We start from the raw sequence: 20306 nt of genomic DNA on the forward strand, positions 1-20306 counted from the left end.
GACTAACCTAATGTTCCCGATGATCGAAGGCTAAAATAAAAAATCGATCCGGTAACAGGTTGGTACTTTTTCGTCCCCTATCTCACCTTTTTTAATTCATCCTTATTATCGTCTTTATTTCCTCAATGCCATTCATTAAATTGTCATAAATGTGACATAAAATTCTCTATTAATTATTATACCAAATGTATTAGAGAGAAGATGAGTCAAATAGACGAAGCTGCCTTACTGCAAAAGATACTCAAAAATGGGCTAATCACGCCTTATTTCCAACCTATCTATGATTTGAGTAACGGCGAAATCTATGGTCACGAAGCCTTGTCTCGCGGCCCTAAAAACTCCACATTATTTTCCCCTGATGCGCTCTTTAGCTTGGCACTAAAAGAAGAGAAATTGCACCGGTTAGAATTACTGTGCCGCGAAAAAGCCATCAGCAAATTCTCCAAACTTAACCTTAAAGGCCGACTATTCTTAAACGTCAGTGCTTCCCTACTGGGTTCTCCAGAACACCAATCCGGCATGACATTAGGCATTTTGAAGGACTTAGGATTAGACCAAAAAGACATAGTGATCGAGTTATCAGAACAACATCCTTACGATCATAATGGTTTGCCAAGAAGCAGTGTTGAACACTATCGAAAAATGGGCTTCCAAGTAGCCATCGATGATTTAGGGGTTGGCTATTCTGGTCTACAGCTGTGGTCCGAGTTACAACCCGATATCGTCAAAGTGGATAAGCATTTTATTCAAGGCATCGACAAGGATGAAATCAAACGCGAATTTGTGCGCTCTATCCTGACCATTGCACAACGTTTGAACTGCATCTTAATTGCTGAAGGCATTGAAAATCAGCAAGAGCTAGACCAATTAATCGACATTGGTATCACCTTAGGACAAGGCTATTTCTTAGGTCGCCCAACGGAAACGCCAGCCTTCAGCACTCACCCATATTTGGTAAAACAGGCAAAGCGTCGCTCTCAGTTTCAAAATGACCACTCTGAAACCGTACAAATACTTTGTCGACCGACCCCAAGTTTGCAGCAAGATATCTTGTTAGATGAAGCCTCTTTGTGCTTTAAAAAGCACCCAGGTCTAATCACGATTCCAGTTTTAAACTTAGACGGTCACCCAATTGGCGTCATTCGTCGTCACCAGTTACACGAACTGTTTTCGACCCCTTATGGTCGCGCTTTGTATGAACATAAACCCGTTACCAATCTGTTAAACAATGACGTTCTCATTGTCGAAAGCAACGTCAGTTTAGCCAGTGTTTCTACTATGGTCACAAACCAGGAAGCCGATACCCTTAACAATGAAATCATAGTTGTTCGCGATGGCAAGTTCTTAGGGACAGGGCATTTAAAAGACCTTCTTAAGCGTATTACAGAGCTGAAGATTCAAAACGCGACTTACTCCAACCCATTAACATTACTACCAGGAAACGTCCCCATTCATCGAGAGGTCAGCCGTCGCTTACAAATCCATGATGACTTTTATGTCGCCTATTTTGATCTCAACGATTTCAAACCGTTTAATGACTTTTTTGGCTATTCGAAAGGCGATGCCGTGATTCAATTAGTGGGCTCTTTAATCAAAGATTTAGTCGCTCCAAATAATTTCATCGGCCACATTGGTGGGGATGACTTTGTAGTAATTTTTGGTGATCAAGACTGGCAGCGACAATGTCAAAATATTCTCGATGAATTCGCGAGTAAAGTAAGGGGGTTTTACACTCAAGAAACCTTAGCAGAAGGAGGTGTTTGGACAAAAAGTCGCCATGGCGACACACGCTTTCATCCTATCCTAAGCCTCGCTGTTGGCGTCGTACACCCAACTCATTGTCGCAATCATCACCAAGTGGCAGAGCTGGCCGCACAAGCTAAGAAGCAAGCAAAACAAACAGGCGGCAACCACATTCATTTACAACCTCGCCTGGCAACTGAATCAAAACAAACAATGAGAGAATTGTGATCTAACTGTCATAAAGTACTCACAAGTCTGTCATATAGCCTCTTTAATCTGTTCTTTAACAGGGCAATACCCTTTTAAGGAGGCGATTATGCAAACTCAATTTCGATCCGTGTTCATTTCCGATGTGCATTTAGGCACCAAAGCGTGTCAGGCAGTTCATTTATTGGACTTCCTACGAAGCATTGAGACGGACACCTTATACTTGGTGGGCGACATCATCGACTTACAAGCCATGCGCCATAAAGCGTATTTTGTGGATGCTCATCATCAAGTGGTGGAACGAGTTTTGGCGATGGCGAAATCCGGTACCAAGGTGATTTACATTCCGGGGAATCACGACGCTTTCTTTCGTCAGTTTGCTGGTCAAACCCTGTCAGGAATAGACATCCAATTGCATGCTCGTCATAACACTGCCGATGGTCGAAGCTTTTATGTCAGTCATGGCGACGAGTTTGATCAAATGGTGAAAATTAGTCCTTTGATGTTGGCCATAGGTGACAAAGCCCATGGATTAATGCTGTCTCTCAATCAATCCATTAATGGCATTCGACGTTTTCTTGGCTTGCCTTATTGGTCCCTTGCTGGCTACCTTAAAAGCCACATAGGCAAAGCCAAAGAATTCATCGAACGCTTTGAAACCGCGGCATTAAAATCCGCAAAAAGTCACAAGGTGGATGGCTACATTTGTGGCCATATCCATTTCGCCTCTTTTCAAATGAAAGAAGGCATTTTGTATTGTAATGATGGAGATTGGGTTGAGCATTGCACCGCTCTCACTGAGTCCACTTCCGGTGAACTAAACTTACTGCATTGGTCGGAAAACCCTAAGCATCTCAGCACTGAACCTAAGCTAGAAGGATGGGAGTTGGCCCCAAGCTACTCACGCAATACAGCTTAAAAATGGCGAAACAAAAACAGGGTTAGCTTGTAACCGTCTATTGCCTTATTTAACGAGGCGATAGACGACTTCGTCCTCCCGCCATCAGACTCAAGTCATACAAGCGGCAGTTTTTCCCTTGGTAAGCAATTTGTGCCAATAGCAACTCAGCCGTCGCAAGCGCATCGGTTAATGCATCGTGTCCTTGATAATCTGGCAAGCTGTAGCGTTCCCGACAATGATTCAAACGAAAGCCACCCTCTTGAATGGGCTGTTGCGCTCGATTCGCCTTGGCCTTTTCTAGCATCAAGGTATCGAGCCAAGTTAATCCATAAGAAGGCAAAAGATGCTTCTGCCATGCGGCTTTAAGAAAACTAATTTCCAGTGGTGCATGGTGTACCACCAAAATTCGCCCACGCAGAAAATGTCTCAAGTAGCGTAACGCACTTTCTTGTTTCTTTCCGTATTGTTGTATATCGGCATCCGTAATCATATGAATACCAACATTTTCACCGACCTCATCTGTGTCCAATACCAGGTGGCGAGCACTGTCTAAGTCAATTACCCCTTGCTTGATGCAAACCCAGCCTAAACTCACAATATGATCCTGCTTTGCATCCAATCCTGACGTTTCTATATCCAGCACAATATACTCCCAATCCGACCAAGCTCGGAGCAAAGATTGCCGTTGTTGCTGCCAGTGTTTAAAGCGAGATAGAAGTCGACACCACATTTAGCTGTAACCTCGCAGAAATCGTTGCTGAGCAATGTCTTGTACATCACTAATGATGCTAAAGGTCGTCTTCAAATGTTTTCTCTCTAAAGGACTTAATTTCTTAGGATCAAGATAAGCACTCGCCGTCCCTGATATTTGCCAATGGCGACTTTGTGCTTCAAGCCGTAAGCCATTTAAATGATCCCAAGCGTCCATCAAGTTGCGAGCCGTATCAACGCTGATTAACTGTTCGCGAATGGCCTGCTCTATTCGCTCTAACGTCGACTCCCGATATACCTTGCAAGACAAACCATACAAACGCCCTAGATCATTGATCAAAGCCAACCCCTGATGCTTCAAATCCAATTGATGTTTGTGCTCACCAGAAGACTCTAATAGAAAATGGCGAAAGAATCCCAATGGTGGTTTTGTCGCTATGGCGGCTCGAGTCAGTGTGGCGAGAAACATGCTGTTTTGCGCGACCTCGGCTTGCATCCCTTGAATCAATTGCTTTACCGGGGTGTCATCACCAAACACACAACGAATATCAAAGAAAATACTGGCATGTAGTAGCGCACTGGGGGCGGCACTTTTAATCCACTGTGCAAATACTTGCTGCCAACCTTGTTGTGTTTTACGCCACTGAGGGTTGCTGGCCATAATGTTGCCTGGGCAAAGACGCACACCACAAGACGCCAACCCTTTACAGACAAACTCGGATAAGGCAGAAAAATAAGCGGCTTCCGTGTTATCTGGTTCTCTCTCTAGCATCAAACCATTATCTTGGTCACTGCCTAAAGATTGATCCTGTCGAGCTTGCGAGCCAAACACCAAAAACTGAAAATCCATTGGTGCCTTACCCAATTCCATTAACGCCAATTCGATCAGGCGCTTTGTCAGATTATCACTCACAGTTGCCAGTACTTTACCAATGTCTGCCGGCTTCATATCTGTAACAATCAGATTGATAATCAAAGTTGGCCATTGCTGACAAATGCGAGCCAAACTTTCAACAGAAGTTTGTCGATGAATTTGGTTGATAAACAACAGAGGGCTTAATTCTTGATGTCGCAATAGATCCGCCGCGGTCAGCATGCCAACCACTTTGCCCGTTTCTTCAACAATCGGCAGGTGATGTATGTTGCTTTCACTCATCAAGGTTTGTGCTTGCATCACTAACGCATCCGGTGACAGTGTGACGGGCGAGTGAGTCATAATGTCAGACACGACCGCCTGAGCAGAGCCTCCTAACGCTAAAATACGTGATCTCAGGTCGCGATCTGTGACAATCCCCAACAAGGACTCATTTTCAAGAATTAATATTGAGCTGACTCTGGCTTCCGTCATTCGCATGGCAATGGTTTGAACGCTTTCACTAGGATCGGCTTGGACTAATTGACGAGTCATAATATGCGAAATCGAGGTGGATAATTGCAATGCTGGTGAGGCCAACTCACTATCCTGTCGGCGCGACAATTTTCGTCGCCGGTGCAATTGAGTGTGTTCGAAAAAAAGTCCAAAGGCTTCATTCTGCCTTAGCATGTCTTGAAACCGGCTCTTTTCAAACCGATACACCAAACTGTCTTCCATTGCGACGACCTTCAAGCCATCTGGATTCTGCGCCATCACACTCGACACACCAAAGCACTCGCCATCAGCAATTTGATCTACCAAGCCATCTTTTGGTGTCCGAATCTCGCACGCGCCACGGCGGATTAAGTGAACAGTGGCCGCCTCCTCCTCCAATACCAGCGTCTGGCCTTGTCGCACATACAACATAGAAACACCGGATAGAAGCTGCTTACGCTCTTGAACACTCAAGCTTGCGAAAGGCGGAGTAGACTCAATAAATTTGTGCACTTCAGGAATGTCGATGGCGGCCATATTTTTTTCTTCTTATTGGTGTAAATCACATTGTGCGCTTTTCCGTCACAGAGCTAAATCCAGTTTAGACCAATGTCTAACAAGATCATTGTGAACTTTCTTGTCTGAGATGAAAAATATCTCCTTAAATATCAAGCATCTCATTAAGATGTGAACTTTTTAGCCAAAACCACCTTGGCGGAGACAAAAATTGATTGAGAAGTGTTATCATTAATATATTCTTTAACCAATTAGGCGAAGTCATGAAACGTTTGCTTTCCGTCATTCTGTCCACATGCTTTATTCTCATTTCTTTCACCGCAAAAGCGGTTACTGTAGAAGACAGCAAGGGTAGCTTTACACTGGACTATCAACCCAAACGTATTGTCGTTTTAGAATTCTCTTTCGCAGACGCCCTCGCCGCTGTTGGAATGAGTCCGGTTGGCATCGCCGATGATAAAGAGACAGACCGCGTCCTCAAAGAGGTAAGAGATGTAATTGGTAGTTGGGCATCCGTTGGCACACGTTCACAACCCAGTATGGAAGTCATCGCGTCTTTAAAGCCAGATTTAATCATTGCTGATATTAGTCGACACGAAGCCGTGTATGCCGATCTACAGAAAATTGCGCCAACGTTAATTCTGCCTTCTCGTCGCGAAACCTATGAAGACAGTTTAAAGGCCGCCGCCATCATAGGTAAGGTCATAGGTAAAGACCAGGCAATGCAAGCGCGATTACAACAGCATAGAAAAATCATGGCGCAATACGCCCAGCAATTACCTCAAAAGATTGAGGTTCAATTCGGCGTAGCACGAGATGACGCATTGTTTTTACACACTAAAGACTCTTATGCAGGTGGTGTCATTCACGCTTTAGGCCTAGCCAATGCAGAAACAGGTCGTGATGATACAGCGTATCGTCAAACCGGTTTAGAACAATTGGTGGCGATCAATCCGGAATACCTCATCATTGGTAATTACGTCACCCCAAGCATCATTGATAAGTGGCACAACGAACCGCTATTCTCAGTCTTACAAGCGGCACGTCAAAATCACATTTATCAAGTTAATCAGAATACTTGGTCTCGATGCCGAGGCATCATGGCGGCCGAACGTATGAGTCAAGACTTAGTGAATATACTTGTACCCTAGATGAAATTGCCTTCTTTTACTCTTGCTGGCCAGTGTTTAGCGCTGACCAGTCTTATGCTGTTGATCAGTTGGCTTAGCTTGTTTACTTGGTCCAGCATCGTCATTTCTCCTCTCGATGCGCTACTCGCTTTATATCAGTTTGATCAAGACAGTATTGCACAACACATAGTACGAGACTTACGTTTGCCCAGAGTGCTTGTTGCCTTGTTGGTTGGTGCCTGTTTAGCCGCCGCCGGTGTTATTATGCAAGGCCTCACCCTTAACCCTCTGGCGTCACCCTCTGTATTGGGCGTCAATGCCGGAGCCGCTCTTGGTATGGCTTTAGTCTCCACGATCACGCCTTGGTTTGGTTTACTCGGTACGACGGTTGCGGCCATGATTGGTGGTGGCTTAGCATGGAGCTTAGTGATGCTGCTCGGCAGTGGTTGGCGTACGGGCAACGAACAAGGTCGACTCGTTCTTGCTGGGGTGGCGATTTCTGCACTGTGTGCAGCCTTAACCAAGGCCCTAGTGATTATTGAAGAAGATCAGGCCTCCGCTGTGATCACTTGGCTGGCTGGCAGTTTAACGGATGCACGTTGGCAGACATTTGACGCTTTTTGGCCTGTGGCGGTTGTCGGACTATTGGGGGCAAGCCTACTGTCGCCCAGCCTGAACCTGCTGCAATTAGGTGATGACAATGCCCGAAACTTAGGTGTGTCCATCGGGTTTGTGAAACTGATCGGGAGTTTTCTCGTCCTACTGTTAGTCGGTGCTTCTCTCGGTGCGGTCGGTTCAATCAGTTTTATCGGTTTACTGGTGCCTCATATGGCAAAACTGCTCATCGGCCAAGATCATCGACGTTTCTTACCCATTGCAACCTTACTGGGAGCCAGTTTGGTCGCCCTTGCAGACACCTTAAGTCGAGCGATTATCTTTCCGATGGAAACCCCAGCTGGTGCCATCCTCGCTTTAATCGGCGCGCCTTTCTTCATTTATCTTGTGAGAAAGAAGACCTTATGAGACTCATGTCCTGCTTTTTTATTCTCGGCTTCCTTACTCTGGCTTTAATTCTCACCAATTTACTCTTCGGTGCGGTCTCTGTTCCATTAGACACGATAGTCGACGCTTTTTTGGACCATACAAACCCAAACCACTTCACCATTCATGAATACCGATTTCCTCGAATCATCATAGCCCTCTTAGTTGGCGCTATGATGGCGCTGGCCGGCGCATTGGTTCAAGGGGTCATTCGCAACCCGTTAGCCTCTCCAGACATTCTAGGAGTCAGTCATGGTGCCGGATTAGCGGCAGTGATTTACATGACCTTTTTCCCCGATGCCGCCATTGAATGGCTACCTCTTATCGCCTTATTAGGGAGTTTTTTGGCCGCCATTATCCTATGGCGTTTGTGCGGCCAACATAGCACCACGGTCAAGTTAGCCATAACCGGGGTTGCTCTCGCCGCCCTTTATGCCAGCTGTGTGGATTTTCTTATGCTGGTCAAACCCTTGGAGATTAATAATGCTCTATTGTGGCTGACAGGCAGTTTATGGGGACGTGGTTGGACTCAACTAAGCCTTCTCTTACCCTGGCTGGCATTAATACCAGCGGCACTTTGGCTCGCAAAACCACTTAATTTGATACACCTTGGCGATGAACACGCCACCAGCTTAGGGACTCACACCAACGCAGTTCGCTTAGTGGCCTTAGCCATTGCGGTGGGATTGACCGCTTCTTGCGTCGCTATTTGTGGCCCTATTGGCTTTTTAGGCTTGGTCGCGCCTCATTTAACCCGCAAACTGGTCGGCGGTCGCCATCAAGCCTTGCTGCCCGCTACTATGCTGGTTGGGGCAATTTTACTCTTGCTTGCCGACCTAGTGGCGAGAACCATAGATCCACCAATTGAACTCCCCGCCGGCATTATGACCGCCATTATTGGGGCACCGTATTTCTTGTGGTTACTCTTGAGGTCCAAATAATTTATGTCACTTAGTACTCGACACTTATCGGTTGGCTATCATCAAAAAGCCATTGTGAAACACATCGACTTAGATTTACCTGAAGGCAAAATCATCGCCTTACTAGGCCCAAATGGTTGTGGTAAATCCACTCTGTTAAAAGCCTTAGCTCGCTTATTAACCCCTATGCAAGGTGAGGTTCAATGGCAAGGTAAAGCTTTACATAAGATTCCCTCAAAACAATTGGCCAGACAACTCGCGCTGTTACCACAAACTCAGCCGATTCCAGAAGGCATTAAAGTAAAAGACTTAATCGCCTATGGTCGCAGCCCCTATACAGGATTCTGGGGAAAAACCAATCAAGCTGATCAAGATATCATCCATCAGGTCATGCAAGAAACAGGTACATCCGAACTGGCAGAACAATTGGTCAGTGAGCTGTCCGGAGGCCAACGTCAACGTGTTTGGCTGGCCATGACACTGGCGCAAGATACGCCTTATCTGTTGCTCGATGAACCGACGACCTATATGGACCTCAACCATCAAGTTGAACTCATGCATCTACTGCGACGCCTTAATCAACAAGGCAAAACCATCATTACAGTCTTGCATGACATTAACCAAGCCGCCCGTTACTGTGATCATCTAATTGTGATGAAAGAAGGGCAAATCATTCAACAAGGCGTACCATCCGACGTCCTTACTCGAGAATTGCTAAAGTCCGTCTTCTCACTGGAGGCGCAAATTCATCAGGACCCTATCGCCAAAACTCCTATGTGTGTGGTGGAATAAGGAAAATTACTTGCGTAAAGACACCTTATCCTGTGGTAGTAAAGCGAACGCTCCTTCTTGTGAAATCACAGTAGCGTATTCCCCATGAAGGTTTGCCAGTGACATGGCATGAACATCGTCGGCACTGCGAACTAGACCAAAAAAGTCTTCCTTCTGAAAAGCAAAACAAGCGCTTTCCACAACGTATGCTTTAAAGCCCAAATTACCTGCTGAGCGTACCGTCGATTCCACCGAATTATTGGTGCTTACGCCCACAATCACCAGTGAATCTATTTGCTGCTCTGCCAGCCAGTCTGCAAGGTTGGAATGAATAAAAGCGTCCGGCACACTTTTTTCGAACACTTTTTCACCGTCTAGCGGCTCGAACGCTTCTTGAAACAAGACACCTTCTTGTTCTGGCCAAAATAAAGAATCGGGGTCAGTCGATAAATGACGAATGTGAATAACCGGAGCCTGAACCGCACGCCAATGCGCTAGTAATTCGGCGATATTATGCTCTGCATCTGGGTTATTACGTTCCCCTGCTTGTGGCCAAGACATCCCTTGCTGCATGTCTATAATGATTAACCCTACCTGCTTCATAGCGGTTACTCCTTTTCTTCAAACACTTCCGTTCGCCGAGTTTCCAACTGCTCAATGCGCTGGTTTTGTTTGTGTGATCGCCAACCTAAAACGAGTAAAGCAACCACTAACAGAAACACCAAATTTAATAAAAAATCGACATTTTCACCTATCACCATCGCCTCATCACGCAGGGCATTCAAATCTTCCGACGAGGCTTTCGATAATTGCAGAATAGCGTTACTCCGCTCAAGTTCAAAGACCGTTCGATCGAGGCTTGATGACGCCTCTTCTGTCACCTGAGATTGCGCCATCAAAGCCGATGGCATCATGATGAGCATCAACAAAAACACCTGTTTCAACATAATCCATTCCCTGTCATTTTCCCGATTTGAGCACCCGAGCTCAATGAAAATTAAGTGCATTGAGCATACTCTGCTGATTTCGATTTGAAAACCATCAGGTCAATTTTGTTCAATACCAAAAAGGTCGTCAGACACATACTTACGTTTGTTTTTACTAGCCTTTCAAGGAAGTCATTATGACCTTATCTCTCATCATCTCCATGTCGTTATTTGCCTTAGCCGCCTCCCTTTCACCCGGACCGGTAAACCTACTGTCTCTTAGCTGCAGCGCTCGCTATGGTTTACATGCTGGACTTAACTTTGTCACGGGGGCCACACTTGGCTTTATTCTGCTGTTTTTACTGATTGGTCTCGGTGTGCATCAAATTCTCAACGTGTTACCGCAACTCACAACAGTCTTAAAATGGCTGGGAGCAGGCTTTTTATTTTACCTGAGCTTTCAGTTATGGCGTGATAAAGGGGATCTGAGCATACATCAAAGTCAATCTGCACCTCGCTTCATGACAGGTGCTATCATTCAATGGCTAAACCCTAAAGCGTGGCTTGCTTCGGTTTCCGGCATTGCCGTATATATTCCCAACGCAAACACCAACGACATCCTAATATTCGCCGGACTGTACCTGCCCATATGCTGGCTTTCATTAGGGGTTTGGGTAGCGATTGGCATATTGCTGGGTCAGTACTTCCAAAGCCCAGCGAAAATGCGCTGGCTCAACCGTAGTCTTGCCGCCTTGTTAGCTGGTAGTAGTGTCTATATCTTGGTTTAAGCGTTTTGATTTAAGTGTATTTAAGTGCGGCGATACTGGTCAGGCGTGGCGGCAACACGCTGTTTAAATACCCGTTGAAAATGGGCTTGATCATTAAAACCAACACTGTGAGCAATGTCGGCAATACTTTGCCCTGTTTTCAGTGCTTTTTGCCCCAATTGAATGCGACGATTCAAACGATAAGCATGAGGCGTTAGATAAAAGTGGCGTTTAAATGTGCGCACCAAATAACTCGTACTATAGCCAAACTGCCGACTAATTTCGGCTATGGGAGTGTCATCTAAACAATGTTCATTCAAATAGTTGGCCACTTGATAAAGAGGATTATATGGCAAACTGCTCGACTTATGGTCCATGCTTTGATTCAGTCGACTAAATAATGACCGTAACCAAATACGCAATGATTGTGCTTTGTCTCGATGACTAAGATCATTGGCCATCAATTGGTCACAAAGAAAGACAAAGCTTTCATATAAATGCTCGTCTAATAACGTATCTAAGAGAGTATTTTGCCACTCAGTCTGATCTCTCAATTGATGATCAAATAACATAGTCGCGAGCCAGTCTTTATCTAGATGCATCATGTAATAAGCCCAAGCAGAATCTTGCAGCGGATTACAGGCATGCACTTCCTCTGGATTCATCATCACCAAATGCCCTTTTTGCACAACATGCAGTCGATTCATACACAGGAACTCACTTTGGCCAGCCAAAATTGCGCCGATAGACCAAGTCTCATGGGTATGTGGTGCATAACTCACCAGACGTCCATCGAGCACTTGCCTAAGCTCAACAAAAGGTAAACGATCATCTCGCCAGAAGATAGGATGGGTAGAAGGTTTCATGACGTATTCCTCATGTAAATCGACCTAATGAAAGACCTGAGCCAAACATTCCTCGTCAATCTCGCCATGACAAACAGATGTGACAGGACCGTTCATACTGATTCGAAAATCGTCACTGATTTCTATGTCGATTTGACCACCAGGCATCATGACTTCGACGCGAGCATCACACAATCCCAACTTATAAGCCACAGCTGCCGCCGCACAACTGCTGCTCCCCGATGCTAATGTATAACCCGCACCACGTTCCCAGATTTGGATCGCAATGCGATGTCGATCAATCACCTGCACAAACTGCACATTGGTGCGGTTGGGGAAATTCGGATGATGCTCAATCAAAGGGCCAAATTCTTTTGCTTTGGTTTCTGTCGCTTCGTCCGTCAAAATCACACAATGCGGATTTCCTAAGGTAACACCACTGTAAAAATGCTGCATGCCCATCACATTCAACTCTTCCAATAAGACCTCACGAGGGTCACCCCAAATCGGAATATCCTGGCTATTGAAAGACACCTGCCCCATTTCCACATTCACTCGTTTTCCCTTATCAAGCACCTGAGCCTTGACCACACCACCTAGGGTTTCAACGGTAAACTCTTGGCTCTTCACCAGTCCCAAGTCCCATAATGCACGGCAGAAAATACGCAGACCATTGCCACTTTTTTCGGCTTCACTGCCATCTGGGTTAAAAATACGCAACCCAAAATTCGCCACGCCCGATTCAAATGGTCCAATTAATACACCATCTGATGCCACCCCGTAATGGCTATGACAGATGTTTTTGATCTTCAACACCGCTGGCTCATCTGGAAACTCATCAGGTGACACCACCAAATACACATTCCCCAACGCATGATATTTTCGAAACTTCACTGACTACCTCTAGAATCTGAATTAGGACATTAATCTTTCGATATAGGGTTCCATCGCCTGTGCCCAAACCTTGTATTGGTGCGCATTAGGATGCAGAAAGTCATCCATCACATTACTGGTTAAATGACCATTTTGATCCAAGAAATGATGATTCAGATCGACAAAAAAGATACGCTGATCATCCGCATAATCTTTAATGAGGTCATTTACTTGCTGATTCAATATTCTCAGCTTTTGCGTCGGTCGTGCACTGCGAGGAAAAATGGCCAATAACAGTACTTTAGTGTGAGGTAATTTTTTCTCAAGCATGGTCAAAATCGCTTTAATACCTTGAGCGGTTTCCTGCGGTTTATCCATTCGATGACCTGTATTGTTTGTGCCGATCAATAACACCACCAACTTGGGAGAAATTCCCTCAATTTCACCCTGCTCTAATCGCCAAAGTAAGTGCTCTGTTCGATCGCCATTAAACCCCAAATTAAGCGCATTTCTAGGCTGATAATAGGTTTCCCATGTGGCTTTCCCTTCCTGCTCCCAAGCTTGAATAATTGAATCCCCAAGAAATAGCAGATCAACCTTATCCATAGTGGCCTTTTCCCGCAATTTAGCTTGGTGTCTTGGCAACCACCATATTGCTTGTTGTGGCTGGGAGTCTATCGCCAATATAGTCTTCCTGCTGTCTGGGTGAAGGTCATTCATGCCTGTTACCTGTATCAATGCATATTCCCTTATCTTGCCATAAAAAAAGGTAAGATCAGCCGACCTTACCTTTATAAGAGTGTATTTTCTTCTCAGGTGTTACAGCTGAAACAGAAAATTCTTAATTAAATCCTTACCGCCTTCAGTGGCAAAGGATTCTGGATGGAATTGTATGCCTTGAATGGGATACTCTTTGTGACGCACACCCATGATCTCAAATTCGCCGCCTTGACGAATACCATTGAGATTGGCAAAAGCCTCAACACTCAAGCTGCCCACGGCGGCGGTGACTTCCAACACCTCAGGAAAACTTTCCGCCTGCGCAATCAGCGAGTGATAACGCATGACTTCCAATTGATCTGGAATGTCGTGAAAAATACCTTCGCCAATGTGCTGAATTGGGCTGGTTTTACCATGCATAGGCAATGGCGCTTTGACCACCTTGCCACCAAATACATGACAAATCCCCTGCATCCCCAAACATACGCCCATCAAGGGGGTGGTTTTTCCGAACTCTAAAATGACATCAGCACACACACCAAAATAGGCTTTATCGTCTGGTGAACCTGGCCCCGGTGAAATAATGATACGATCTGGAGCAGCCAGTCGAATGTCTTCCAGCGTCACATCATCGTTGCGCTTTACGATCACTTCAAACTGCTCGATACGCCCCTGACTTTGCTCTGTTTGCAACACTTCACCGATAAATTGATAAAGGTTGTAAGTGAAGGAATCGTAATTGTCTATGATGTAAATTTTCACCCTTTCGCTCCTTTACTGAAACTGTCCAACACCCGCTTAGTACCAGCAAATTTACGCTGAATCTCTTCGTATTCGTCTTCAGCGTTCGAATCGTACACATTACCGCCACAGGTTTGCACATAGGCTTTGTTGCCATTGGCAAACACAGTACGAATCGGAATCGCAAACATACAATCGCCATTAAATGAAAACTGACCAACGGCACCACCGTAAGGGCCACGACCGTCACCTTCCAAATCATCGATGATTTTCATTGCTTCAATCTTAGGTGCACCCGTTAAGGTACCGGCGGGGAAATTACTGGCTAAGGCAGAAAACATGTCATGTTCTTCTGCCATGATACCGACAATCTCACTGGAAATGTGCTGCACATGACTAAAGCGTTTGATGTCCATTAAGGAGCGCACTTTCACCGTACCAAAGCGCGCCACTCGACCAATGTCATTGCGATGCAGATCCACAATCATATTGTGTTCGGCAATTTCTTTCGGATCGTTTAACAAAGCGCGCGCCAGCGCCGTGTCTTCTTTGGCATCCACGCCTCGCTTTGCTGTACCCGCTAACGGGAAGGTTTCCATTTCCCCCTGACGCACTCGGAACAATAATTCAGGGCTGGCCCCTATGACCTTCTGCTCAGCAAATTTGATGTAATACATCTGAGGCGAAGGGTTTACCTCGCGTAATTCTTCATACAGATTGACGGTGTCCCCTTCCAGCTCGAACCATTTTTTAAAGCCTACTTCGCACTGGAAAATCTTACCTTCAATGATGTCCTGCTTAACCTTAGCAACGGCTTCAGCATGATCAGACTTAGTCATGGATTCGCTCAATGGTCGCACCACCAAAGGTTCGTTTTCAGGCGTGGTTTCCGCCATCATTTGGTTGACCAAATCCAAACGATTGTCTTCATAATAAAAATAGAAAACCTCACCCGTCATCTTGTCCAAAATCAGACCATCTGTGTACAAACCAAAGCGAAACGCATCGAACATGTCACTGGCTTGCAGATCTAAGCTAGGCTCAAAATAATTCATGCTGTCGTAGCCGATATAGCCTGTCAAACCACCAGCAAAACCACGGGATAAGATATTTTGCGGTACTATGCTACGTAATAAATAATAAGGGTTGTCCGATTCATAAGCCTGAGTAGCACCATCGCGCTCCTGAATGAACAATTGTTTGCCTTCGGCCCACAACAATTTTTCAGGATCAAAGCCTATGATGGAATGACGGGAAATAAAGCTCTCTTCCCCTAGAGATTCCAACATGAAGCAGTTTTCAAAGCGTTTTTCTATTTTTTTAAATAAACCAAAAAAATCGCAATCCGAACTGATGGTCACGTATTTCGGCTTACGCGGTAACTCAATGCGAGGCGGTTGTTTGCTGTACTCAGAACTCATCTTCTTTCAATTCCTTCAATGCTCGGGAGCCACGGGTCACGGTCGCAATTCCCACACCTAATTGTTTGGCGATTTCTCTTTGAGGCACACCCTGCTCCAATAGAGACAAAATTTGTAAACGATGCAACATTTCATTGATCTCATTCGGCGTCAGCAAAGCCTTTAAGCGCTTTTCAAGCACTTGATCGCTCTCTGCCTGACGTAAAAACTCAATTAATTCCTTCATACACAAATCGCTTCATCTATTCTTATGTATTCGCGTACTAGTACAATATAGATATTGCCTTACAGGCGCAAGTAAAACTTATCCTTACTAAGCCTTATCTGAGCCATAAAAAAACGCCTACTGGAAACCCAGTAGGCGTTTTTCGTATTCTTAAGGCGCTTAACCGTTAAGCGTCAGTACATTAGTCTTACTAATACGGTGACGATAAATTTCACGCAGATATTTGATTGCATTTCGAACATTATCAATGTCCAATCGAATATCATTAATAGACACGAACTGTTGAGAATCATCGATCAGTTCACGGTATTTCTTCTCGTACATTGGCTTGATCGCATACCAGTTGGTATCCAAAATTTTGGCTGGATTTTCATGACTGCTGAAGTATTTATCCACTAGACTATCGTCAAAGTCTTCCATTTGAATCATGTCAATAATCGCGCGATCCACTTCATCTGTGTAACGGTAATCATCTTTTGCGAAACAGCGCTTCATGTAAGCGACCATCAGCGTTAAGAAGTCATCACTCAAACATGGGCTCTTGGCAATCAAAGTCGTTAAAGATAAGTTTGCCGACGCACCAATTACCAAAGCATAGCGCTTAAGCGTGGTGTTTGGACACAAGCGGTTCAAGTGCATTTTCAAGCGATTCAGCGCAGTGAAAGACAGCTTAAAGTCACGCGGCAAAGAAATGATCGACACTATAGACGAACAGTTCTTGAAGAAGTGCAAATCACTCAATTTAGAGATGTCATAGCCGCTCTTACGGAAATCTTTAATGGCTTGACGGTAACGATCCGATTCAACGGGTAATACGCTCACACCTTCAATCGCGGATGTGTCTTCGTTAAAGTGCGGTAATTCAATAGAGCGACAGAAAAGATCATCAATGTCGACCATATCCTGATGCACACCAGGTCCAACAACACTCTCCGCATACGCAACGGCGACAGGGCCTGCCAAACTCATAAACAAGTCATTGGCATCCAGACGTATGGTTTCTGAGATATCAATTCCAGCACGACGGAAATATTCTTCATCGTAATCCGTTGTCACCGCTTGAGCAGTCAGGATGTTGAAGATTTGCTGAGAAATGTATTGGTTCGCGTATTTCTCCATAGTATTCACATCAATACTATCGGCATCGCCACCATCTTCTTCTTCCGCATAACGCATAATATCGTTTGAAATCAGCATCATGGAATTCCAAGGACGAATACGTTCCATGACATCTGCAGGCACTTCGTCTTCTTCTCGTTCTTCGTTATATGAGAAGTTCCACTCTTCCGAAATGTACTTGGTTAACAAACGACCCGCGTTAATGTGCAGGGCTTCTGAAATTTCAACGTTCTTACCTGAAATATTCGGTAGGATACAAATACCAGACGTAAAAATAGGCTCAAATACAAAACTATGGCGCTTATCCACTAATTGCGAATGATCAGAACGATAATCAAAGGTTTTGCTTAAATATGAAAATTGCTGAGCCAAACCAAACTCAGATGCCATACCTGAACCTGTACCACCACCCGCACTAAAGATGTAAAAATACAATCGAGATTGGTTGGCCTTGATACCACAGGAATCCACTAAATAGGAATGCAGGTGTTTCCAGTCTTCGTTACGGAAGGTCGAGGTATCCTTATTCAGAATGATCTTCGCAAGATACTGGCCAAGGATAGGAGCATTACCCGCACCACCCGCATGCACTTCAGATAAGTCCATGATTTGTAGTTTTTTGTATTCTTCCAAGAATTGCTCACGGCCTTCTTGATTTGAAAAACGAATACGTCCTTCTATGTCTTTGTCTAGGTCACCCAGTAAGACAATCGGCTCGATTAGAAAGACCGGCTTGAAACCATCTTTACCTTCAATAGGCAAATGTTTCCGAATCCAACGCATTGGACGAAACTCTCGCTCAGTTTCTAGCAATTCTTGATTTTCCACTTCACGCATGTAATTTGCGCGTGCATCGTATACTAAAGACGCCACATCCAAAGCAATATTGGAGCCACAACGTCCTAGACCAATCAAACAAACTGACGGAAAAACCTGATCAACATTTTGCGCGCCTTCCGTCATCACCTGAGGGTGAATCTGACTACGAACAACGTCCAAGTTTTCTAAAATTTTCTCTAGGTTTGGCTCCGTATAATAGAGGTGTTCTATTGGTAGGTTGTCTTGACTCATGTGGCATCCTTTTTTGAAGCAATTTACTTACAACAGGCGATCTGCTTATCGCTACTAAGGCATTAAGAAAACAGACTTTTTGCTCTGTTAAATGCACGTTTCTTTCAATATCTATACTCGAACAATATCATCCTTATATAACAAAGGCACGAATATGATGAGACAGAACGCAATTTTTTTGTCCGTTATCATCAATCTTTTGTATAAGCTCTTCAATTAGGCTTGTTTCTTTCAAACGACGCTGTTTTTTTTAAACTAGACAACAAAAATTACATTCCACAAACAAAAAATTACACTAATTCGAACATAAAGTTAATCTTTGTACTAAGCTTATCAAAAAAGTTGTGTCTTAGATGCCTGTCGAGGTGCTACTGTGTCGATATCATCCATACCATTAAATCGCCTAACCATACCGACGATTCAGCCTGCGGTAGAAGTGCGCTCGCAAACATCATCACAACAGGAACGAGAACCTGCCGTAGACTTATCTGAACAAGCAAAACAACTTTTATCCTCATCCCAATCCAAATTAGACCAAAGCAAAGAAGACAAACAATTAAAAGAAGAAGAAGGCAAGGAATCTGTACAAGTCACCTCCAGCATTGGTCGAATGTCACGAGTGACAGGACTACAAAGGGAAGAAGTGGCGGCGTTATACCGCACGATTGAAAAACTCAACTAGCCAACATCGCAACGAAGCATGCTGGCTCATGCCTTCACGATTATTCAAATGTTAATGTGTATCCATTTGGAGCCAACATTTCTGCTTCACGCTGTAAATTGGCCAAAGTCAAAGGCCGACTGTCTAACCAGTCCGCCAGAAATTCTGCGTGCAAACGTTTCTCAGACGCCTTCAAGGTAAAGATAGGCATATCACCTTCTTTGCGATCATGATGAAGCAAAATGGATAACCTTAGTAAAATAGAAAGTCGATCCAGATCTTGCTGATCCCCTTTGGTGAAACGATACCCTAAGGATTGAGTAAATTTCCGACGATGGCGCAATATTAAATTCGCTAGCGCTTGTTGCTCTTGTTGCGAAAAGCCCGGCATATCAGATTCACTAATAATGTAGGCACCATGTTTGTGGTAGCGACTGTGAGAAATCCCCACACCAACTTCATGTAACAAGCCAGCCCAGCGCAATAAGTCTTCACTCGAAATACTGCTCAAGCCCCAATCATCTTTCACTTGGGCTAACGCAGAGAGCGCGGTTTGCGTCACCAATTTCGCTTGCTCAGTATCAATATGATATTGATTCAGCATGTAGTTTACTGTGCGCTCACGAATATCCGTTTCCGCGTAACGACCCATAATGTCGTACAACACACCTTCTCTGAGCGCCCCATTGGAAAAGTCCATTTGCTTAATATCAAAGCATTCAAACACGGCCGTAAGAATAGCGATGCCTGCTGCGAAGGTATTTTTCCGCTCAGGTTTCAATCCAACTAAATCAATGTTATCAGCGTGCCCGGCTTGAAATAAGGACTTCTGAATTTGCTTGAGGTTTTTCGGCGTAATGCCCTTTTTTCCCCAATTATTTTCCTTTACAACATTAAAGGCCGCCTTAATGGTACCGGATGAACCTATGGAAACATCCCATGCTTCATCTAGGTAGTCATCTTGAATACTGAGCAGTTCAAGACGAGCCGCTGTCACCGCTTTCTGGAAGTTTGATTTAGAAATCACGCCTTCCTTAAAAAAGCGCTGCGCAAAGCTCACACACCCCATGTGCAAGCTTTCCGTTAAAATGGGCTCTAGTTGTTTACCAATAATAAACTCGGTGCTACCACCGCCAATATCGACTACTAGACGTTTCGATTCACCATGATCCGTTGTGTTAGAGACGCCCACATAAATCAATCGAGCCTCTTCTCGCCCAGCGATAATTTCCACTGGGTGACTCATAATGTCCATAGCGCTGCCAATAAAGTCATAGCGATTTTTCGCCACACGCAAAGCGTTAGTACCCACCACCCGAACAGAACCAGGTGGCATGTCTTCAATAACTTGGGCAAATTGCGCCAAACATTCCAAACCACGTTGTTGTGATGCTTCATCTAGATAATCATTCACTAGACCCGCTGCCAACTGTACTTTTTCACCAAACTCGCCAGTGATACGAAGCTGCCCATGGGTGACTTGGGCAATCACCATATGAAAACTGTTGGACCCCAAATCAATGGCGGCTATTTTTTCGAAAGGAAAATCATGAGATTGTTGCAAAAAGAGTGACTGCATCCAGAAAACCTTATCTTGCTGAAATCAAAAAGGTGTTGAACGCAGAGTATATCAGTTAAGTGCAGAAGC

The 20306-nt window shown here is 44.7% G+C and carries 20 protein-coding genes; 8 read left to right on the top strand and 12 right to left on the bottom strand.

The features are described 5' to 3' along the window. Window positions 1-201: 201 nt before the first annotated feature. Entirely contained in the window at window positions 202-1971 is a 1770-nt protein-coding gene (locus MAR181_RS15235; RefSeq protein ID WP_013797494.1) for a GGDEF domain-containing protein, read from the top strand. Window positions 1972-2059: 88 nt separating this feature from the next. Next, window positions 2060-2869 (top strand): UDP-2,3-diacylglucosamine diphosphatase, encoded by an 810-nt coding sequence (locus MAR181_RS15240; RefSeq protein ID WP_013797495.1) that lies wholly within the window; start codon window positions 2060-2062, stop codon window positions 2867-2869. A gap of 49 nt (window positions 2870-2918) precedes the next feature. Here the strand turns inward: MAR181_RS15240 and MAR181_RS15245 are convergent, their stop codons facing one another. Together MAR181_RS15245 and MAR181_RS15250 are read right to left on the bottom strand one after the other, a co-directional pair. Then, a complete protein-coding gene (locus tag MAR181_RS15245; protein WP_013797496.1) occupies window positions 2919-3581 on the bottom strand; it encodes a 3'-5' exonuclease in 663 nt (220 codons plus the stop codon). Beyond that, the gene (locus tag MAR181_RS15250) at window positions 3582-5447 is read right to left on the bottom strand and encodes a DUF294 nucleotidyltransferase-like domain-containing protein (protein WP_013797497.1); all 1866 of its coding nucleotides are present in this window, start codon (window positions 5445-5447) and stop codon (window positions 3582-3584) included. Window positions 5448-5689: 242 nt separating this feature from the next. On the opposite strand from MAR181_RS15250, the gene MAR181_RS15255 reads away from it, so the two are divergent. The 4 genes from MAR181_RS15255 to fecE are packed head-to-tail and all read left to right on the top strand — an operon-like array spanning window position 5690 to window position 9309. Next, window positions 5690-6577 carry a Fe(3+) dicitrate ABC transporter substrate-binding protein gene (locus tag MAR181_RS15255; RefSeq protein ID WP_013797498.1) on the top strand — a complete coding sequence of 296 codons (888 nt, stop codon included), beginning with the start codon at window positions 5690-5692 and terminating at the stop codon, window positions 6575-6577. Then, window positions 6578-7579, top strand: a complete 1002-nt coding sequence (locus tag MAR181_RS15260) for an iron chelate uptake ABC transporter family permease subunit (protein ID WP_013797499.1) — start codon at window positions 6578-6580, stop codon at window positions 7577-7579. Continuing rightward, complete coding sequence (fecD, locus tag MAR181_RS15265) at window positions 7576-8538, top strand: Fe(3+) dicitrate ABC transporter permease subunit FecD (protein WP_013797500.1); 963 nt, start codon at window positions 7576-7578, stop codon at window positions 8536-8538. Before MAR181_RS15260 ends, fecD begins: the two co-directional genes overlap by 4 nt. A 3-nt stretch (window positions 8539-8541) precedes the next feature. Beyond that, the gene (gene fecE / locus MAR181_RS15270; RefSeq protein WP_013797501.1) at window positions 8542-9309 is read left to right on the top strand and encodes a Fe(3+) dicitrate ABC transporter ATP-binding protein FecE; all 768 of its coding nucleotides are present in this window, start codon (window positions 8542-8544) and stop codon (window positions 9307-9309) included. Between the two features lie 6 nt (window positions 9310-9315). Here the strand turns inward: fecE and MAR181_RS15275 are convergent, their stop codons facing one another. Beyond that, window positions 9316-9891 carry a cysteine hydrolase family protein gene (locus tag MAR181_RS15275; RefSeq protein WP_013797502.1) on the bottom strand — a complete coding sequence of 192 codons (576 nt, stop codon included), beginning with the start codon at window positions 9889-9891 and terminating at the stop codon, window positions 9316-9318. 5 nt (window positions 9892-9896) lie between these two features. Further along, complete coding sequence (locus MAR181_RS15280; RefSeq protein WP_041651396.1) at window positions 9897-10235, bottom strand: hypothetical protein; 339 nt, start codon at window positions 10233-10235, stop codon at window positions 9897-9899. A gap of 176 nt (window positions 10236-10411) precedes the next feature. On the opposite strand from MAR181_RS15280, the gene MAR181_RS15285 reads away from it, so the two are divergent. Continuing rightward, entirely contained in the window at window positions 10412-11002 is a 591-nt protein-coding gene (locus MAR181_RS15285) for a LysE family translocator (RefSeq protein WP_013797504.1), read from the top strand. Window positions 11003-11022: 20 nt separating this feature from the next. On the opposite strand, the gene MAR181_RS15290 is transcribed toward MAR181_RS15285, so the two are convergent. From MAR181_RS15290 to MAR181_RS15320, 7 genes are all read right to left on the bottom strand, one after another. After that, window positions 11023-11847: an AraC family transcriptional regulator gene (locus MAR181_RS15290; protein ID WP_013797505.1), complete on the bottom strand. Its 825-nt coding sequence runs from the start codon at window positions 11845-11847 to the stop codon at window positions 11023-11025. 24 nt (window positions 11848-11871) lie between these two features. Continuing rightward, a complete protein-coding gene (gene dapF, locus MAR181_RS15295) occupies window positions 11872-12720 on the bottom strand; it encodes a diaminopimelate epimerase (protein ID WP_013797506.1) in 849 nt (282 codons plus the stop codon). A gap of 21 nt (window positions 12721-12741) precedes the next feature. Next, window positions 12742-13383, bottom strand: coding sequence for a GDSL-type esterase/lipase family protein (locus MAR181_RS15300; protein ID WP_245546173.1), 642 nt, complete (start codon window positions 13381-13383; stop codon window positions 12742-12744). Between the two features lie 135 nt (window positions 13384-13518). Continuing rightward, complete coding sequence (locus MAR181_RS15305) at window positions 13519-14181, bottom strand: anthranilate synthase component II (protein WP_013797508.1); 663 nt, start codon at window positions 14179-14181, stop codon at window positions 13519-13521. After that, on the bottom strand, window positions 14178-15581 hold the full coding sequence (locus MAR181_RS15310; protein WP_013797509.1) for an anthranilate synthase component I: 1404 nt from the start codon (window positions 15579-15581) through the stop codon (window positions 14178-14180). Before MAR181_RS15310 ends, MAR181_RS15305 begins: the two co-directional genes overlap by 4 nt. Then, a complete protein-coding gene (locus tag MAR181_RS15315) occupies window positions 15571-15807 on the bottom strand; it encodes a Trp family transcriptional regulator (RefSeq protein WP_013797510.1) in 237 nt (78 codons plus the stop codon). The genes MAR181_RS15310 and MAR181_RS15315 overlap by 11 nt, the downstream gene beginning before the upstream one ends. A gap of 159 nt (window positions 15808-15966) precedes the next feature. Further along, window positions 15967-17997, bottom strand: a complete 2031-nt coding sequence (locus MAR181_RS15320) for a hypothetical protein (protein ID WP_013797511.1) — start codon at window positions 17995-17997, stop codon at window positions 15967-15969. Window positions 17998-18370: 373 nt separating this feature from the next. Between MAR181_RS15320 and MAR181_RS15325 the strand changes: the two genes are divergently transcribed. Then, a complete protein-coding gene (locus tag MAR181_RS15325) occupies window positions 18371-18679 on the top strand; it encodes a hypothetical protein (protein WP_013797512.1) in 309 nt (102 codons plus the stop codon). Between the two features lie 40 nt (window positions 18680-18719). On the opposite strand, the gene MAR181_RS15330 is transcribed toward MAR181_RS15325, so the two are convergent. After that, window positions 18720-20237: a Ppx/GppA phosphatase family protein gene (locus tag MAR181_RS15330; protein WP_013797513.1), complete on the bottom strand. Its 1518-nt coding sequence runs from the start codon at window positions 20235-20237 to the stop codon at window positions 18720-18722. Window positions 20238-20306 lie beyond the last annotated feature (69 nt).

The sequence above is a fragment of the Marinomonas posidonica IVIA-Po-181 genome (genome assembly GCF_000214215.1).
Classification (GTDB): Bacteria; Pseudomonadota; Gammaproteobacteria; order Pseudomonadales; family Marinomonadaceae; genus Marinomonas; species Marinomonas posidonica.

Excerpts from the sequence above, each read along its gene's own strand:
- MAR181_RS15315 (WP_013797510.1), bottom strand. The coding sequence starts at position 15,807 with ATGAAGGAATTAATTGAGTTTTTACGTCAGGCAGAGAGCGATCAAGTG.
- MAR181_RS15285 (WP_013797504.1), top strand. The coding sequence starts at position 10,412 with ATGACCTTATCTCTCATCATCTCCATGTCGTTATTTGCCTTAGCCGCC.
- MAR181_RS15290 (WP_013797505.1), bottom strand. The coding sequence starts at position 11,847 with ATGAAACCTTCTACCCATCCTATCTTCTGGCGAGATGATCGTTTACCT.
- MAR181_RS15250 (WP_013797497.1), bottom strand. The coding sequence starts at position 5,447 with ATGGCCGCCATCGACATTCCTGAAGTGCACAAATTTATTGAGTCTACT.
- MAR181_RS15255 (WP_013797498.1), top strand. The coding sequence starts at position 5,690 with ATGAAACGTTTGCTTTCCGTCATTCTGTCCACATGCTTTATTCTCATT.
- MAR181_RS15235 (WP_013797494.1), top strand. The coding sequence starts at position 202 with ATGAGTCAAATAGACGAAGCTGCCTTACTGCAAAAGATACTCAAAAAT.
- MAR181_RS15280 (WP_041651396.1), bottom strand. The coding sequence starts at position 10,235 with ATGTTGAAACAGGTGTTTTTGTTGATGCTCATCATGATGCCATCGGCT.
- MAR181_RS15245 (WP_013797496.1), bottom strand. The coding sequence starts at position 3,581 with ATGTGGTGTCGACTTCTATCTCGCTTTAAACACTGGCAGCAACAACGG.
- MAR181_RS15330 (WP_013797513.1), bottom strand. The coding sequence starts at position 20,237 with ATGCAGTCACTCTTTTTGCAACAATCTCATGATTTTCCTTTCGAAAAA.
- MAR181_RS15310 (WP_013797509.1), bottom strand. The coding sequence starts at position 15,581 with ATGAGTTCTGAGTACAGCAAACAACCGCCTCGCATTGAGTTACCGCGT.
- MAR181_RS15260 (WP_013797499.1), top strand. The coding sequence starts at position 6,578 with ATGAAATTGCCTTCTTTTACTCTTGCTGGCCAGTGTTTAGCGCTGACC.
- fecE (WP_013797501.1), top strand. The coding sequence starts at position 8,542 with ATGTCACTTAGTACTCGACACTTATCGGTTGGCTATCATCAAAAAGCC.
- MAR181_RS15240 (WP_013797495.1), top strand. The coding sequence starts at position 2,060 with ATGCAAACTCAATTTCGATCCGTGTTCATTTCCGATGTGCATTTAGGC.
- fecD (WP_013797500.1), top strand. The coding sequence starts at position 7,576 with ATGAGACTCATGTCCTGCTTTTTTATTCTCGGCTTCCTTACTCTGGCT.
- MAR181_RS15320 (WP_013797511.1), bottom strand. The coding sequence starts at position 17,997 with ATGAGTCAAGACAACCTACCAATAGAACACCTCTATTATACGGAGCCA.
- MAR181_RS15275 (WP_013797502.1), bottom strand. The coding sequence starts at position 9,891 with ATGAAGCAGGTAGGGTTAATCATTATAGACATGCAGCAAGGGATGTCT.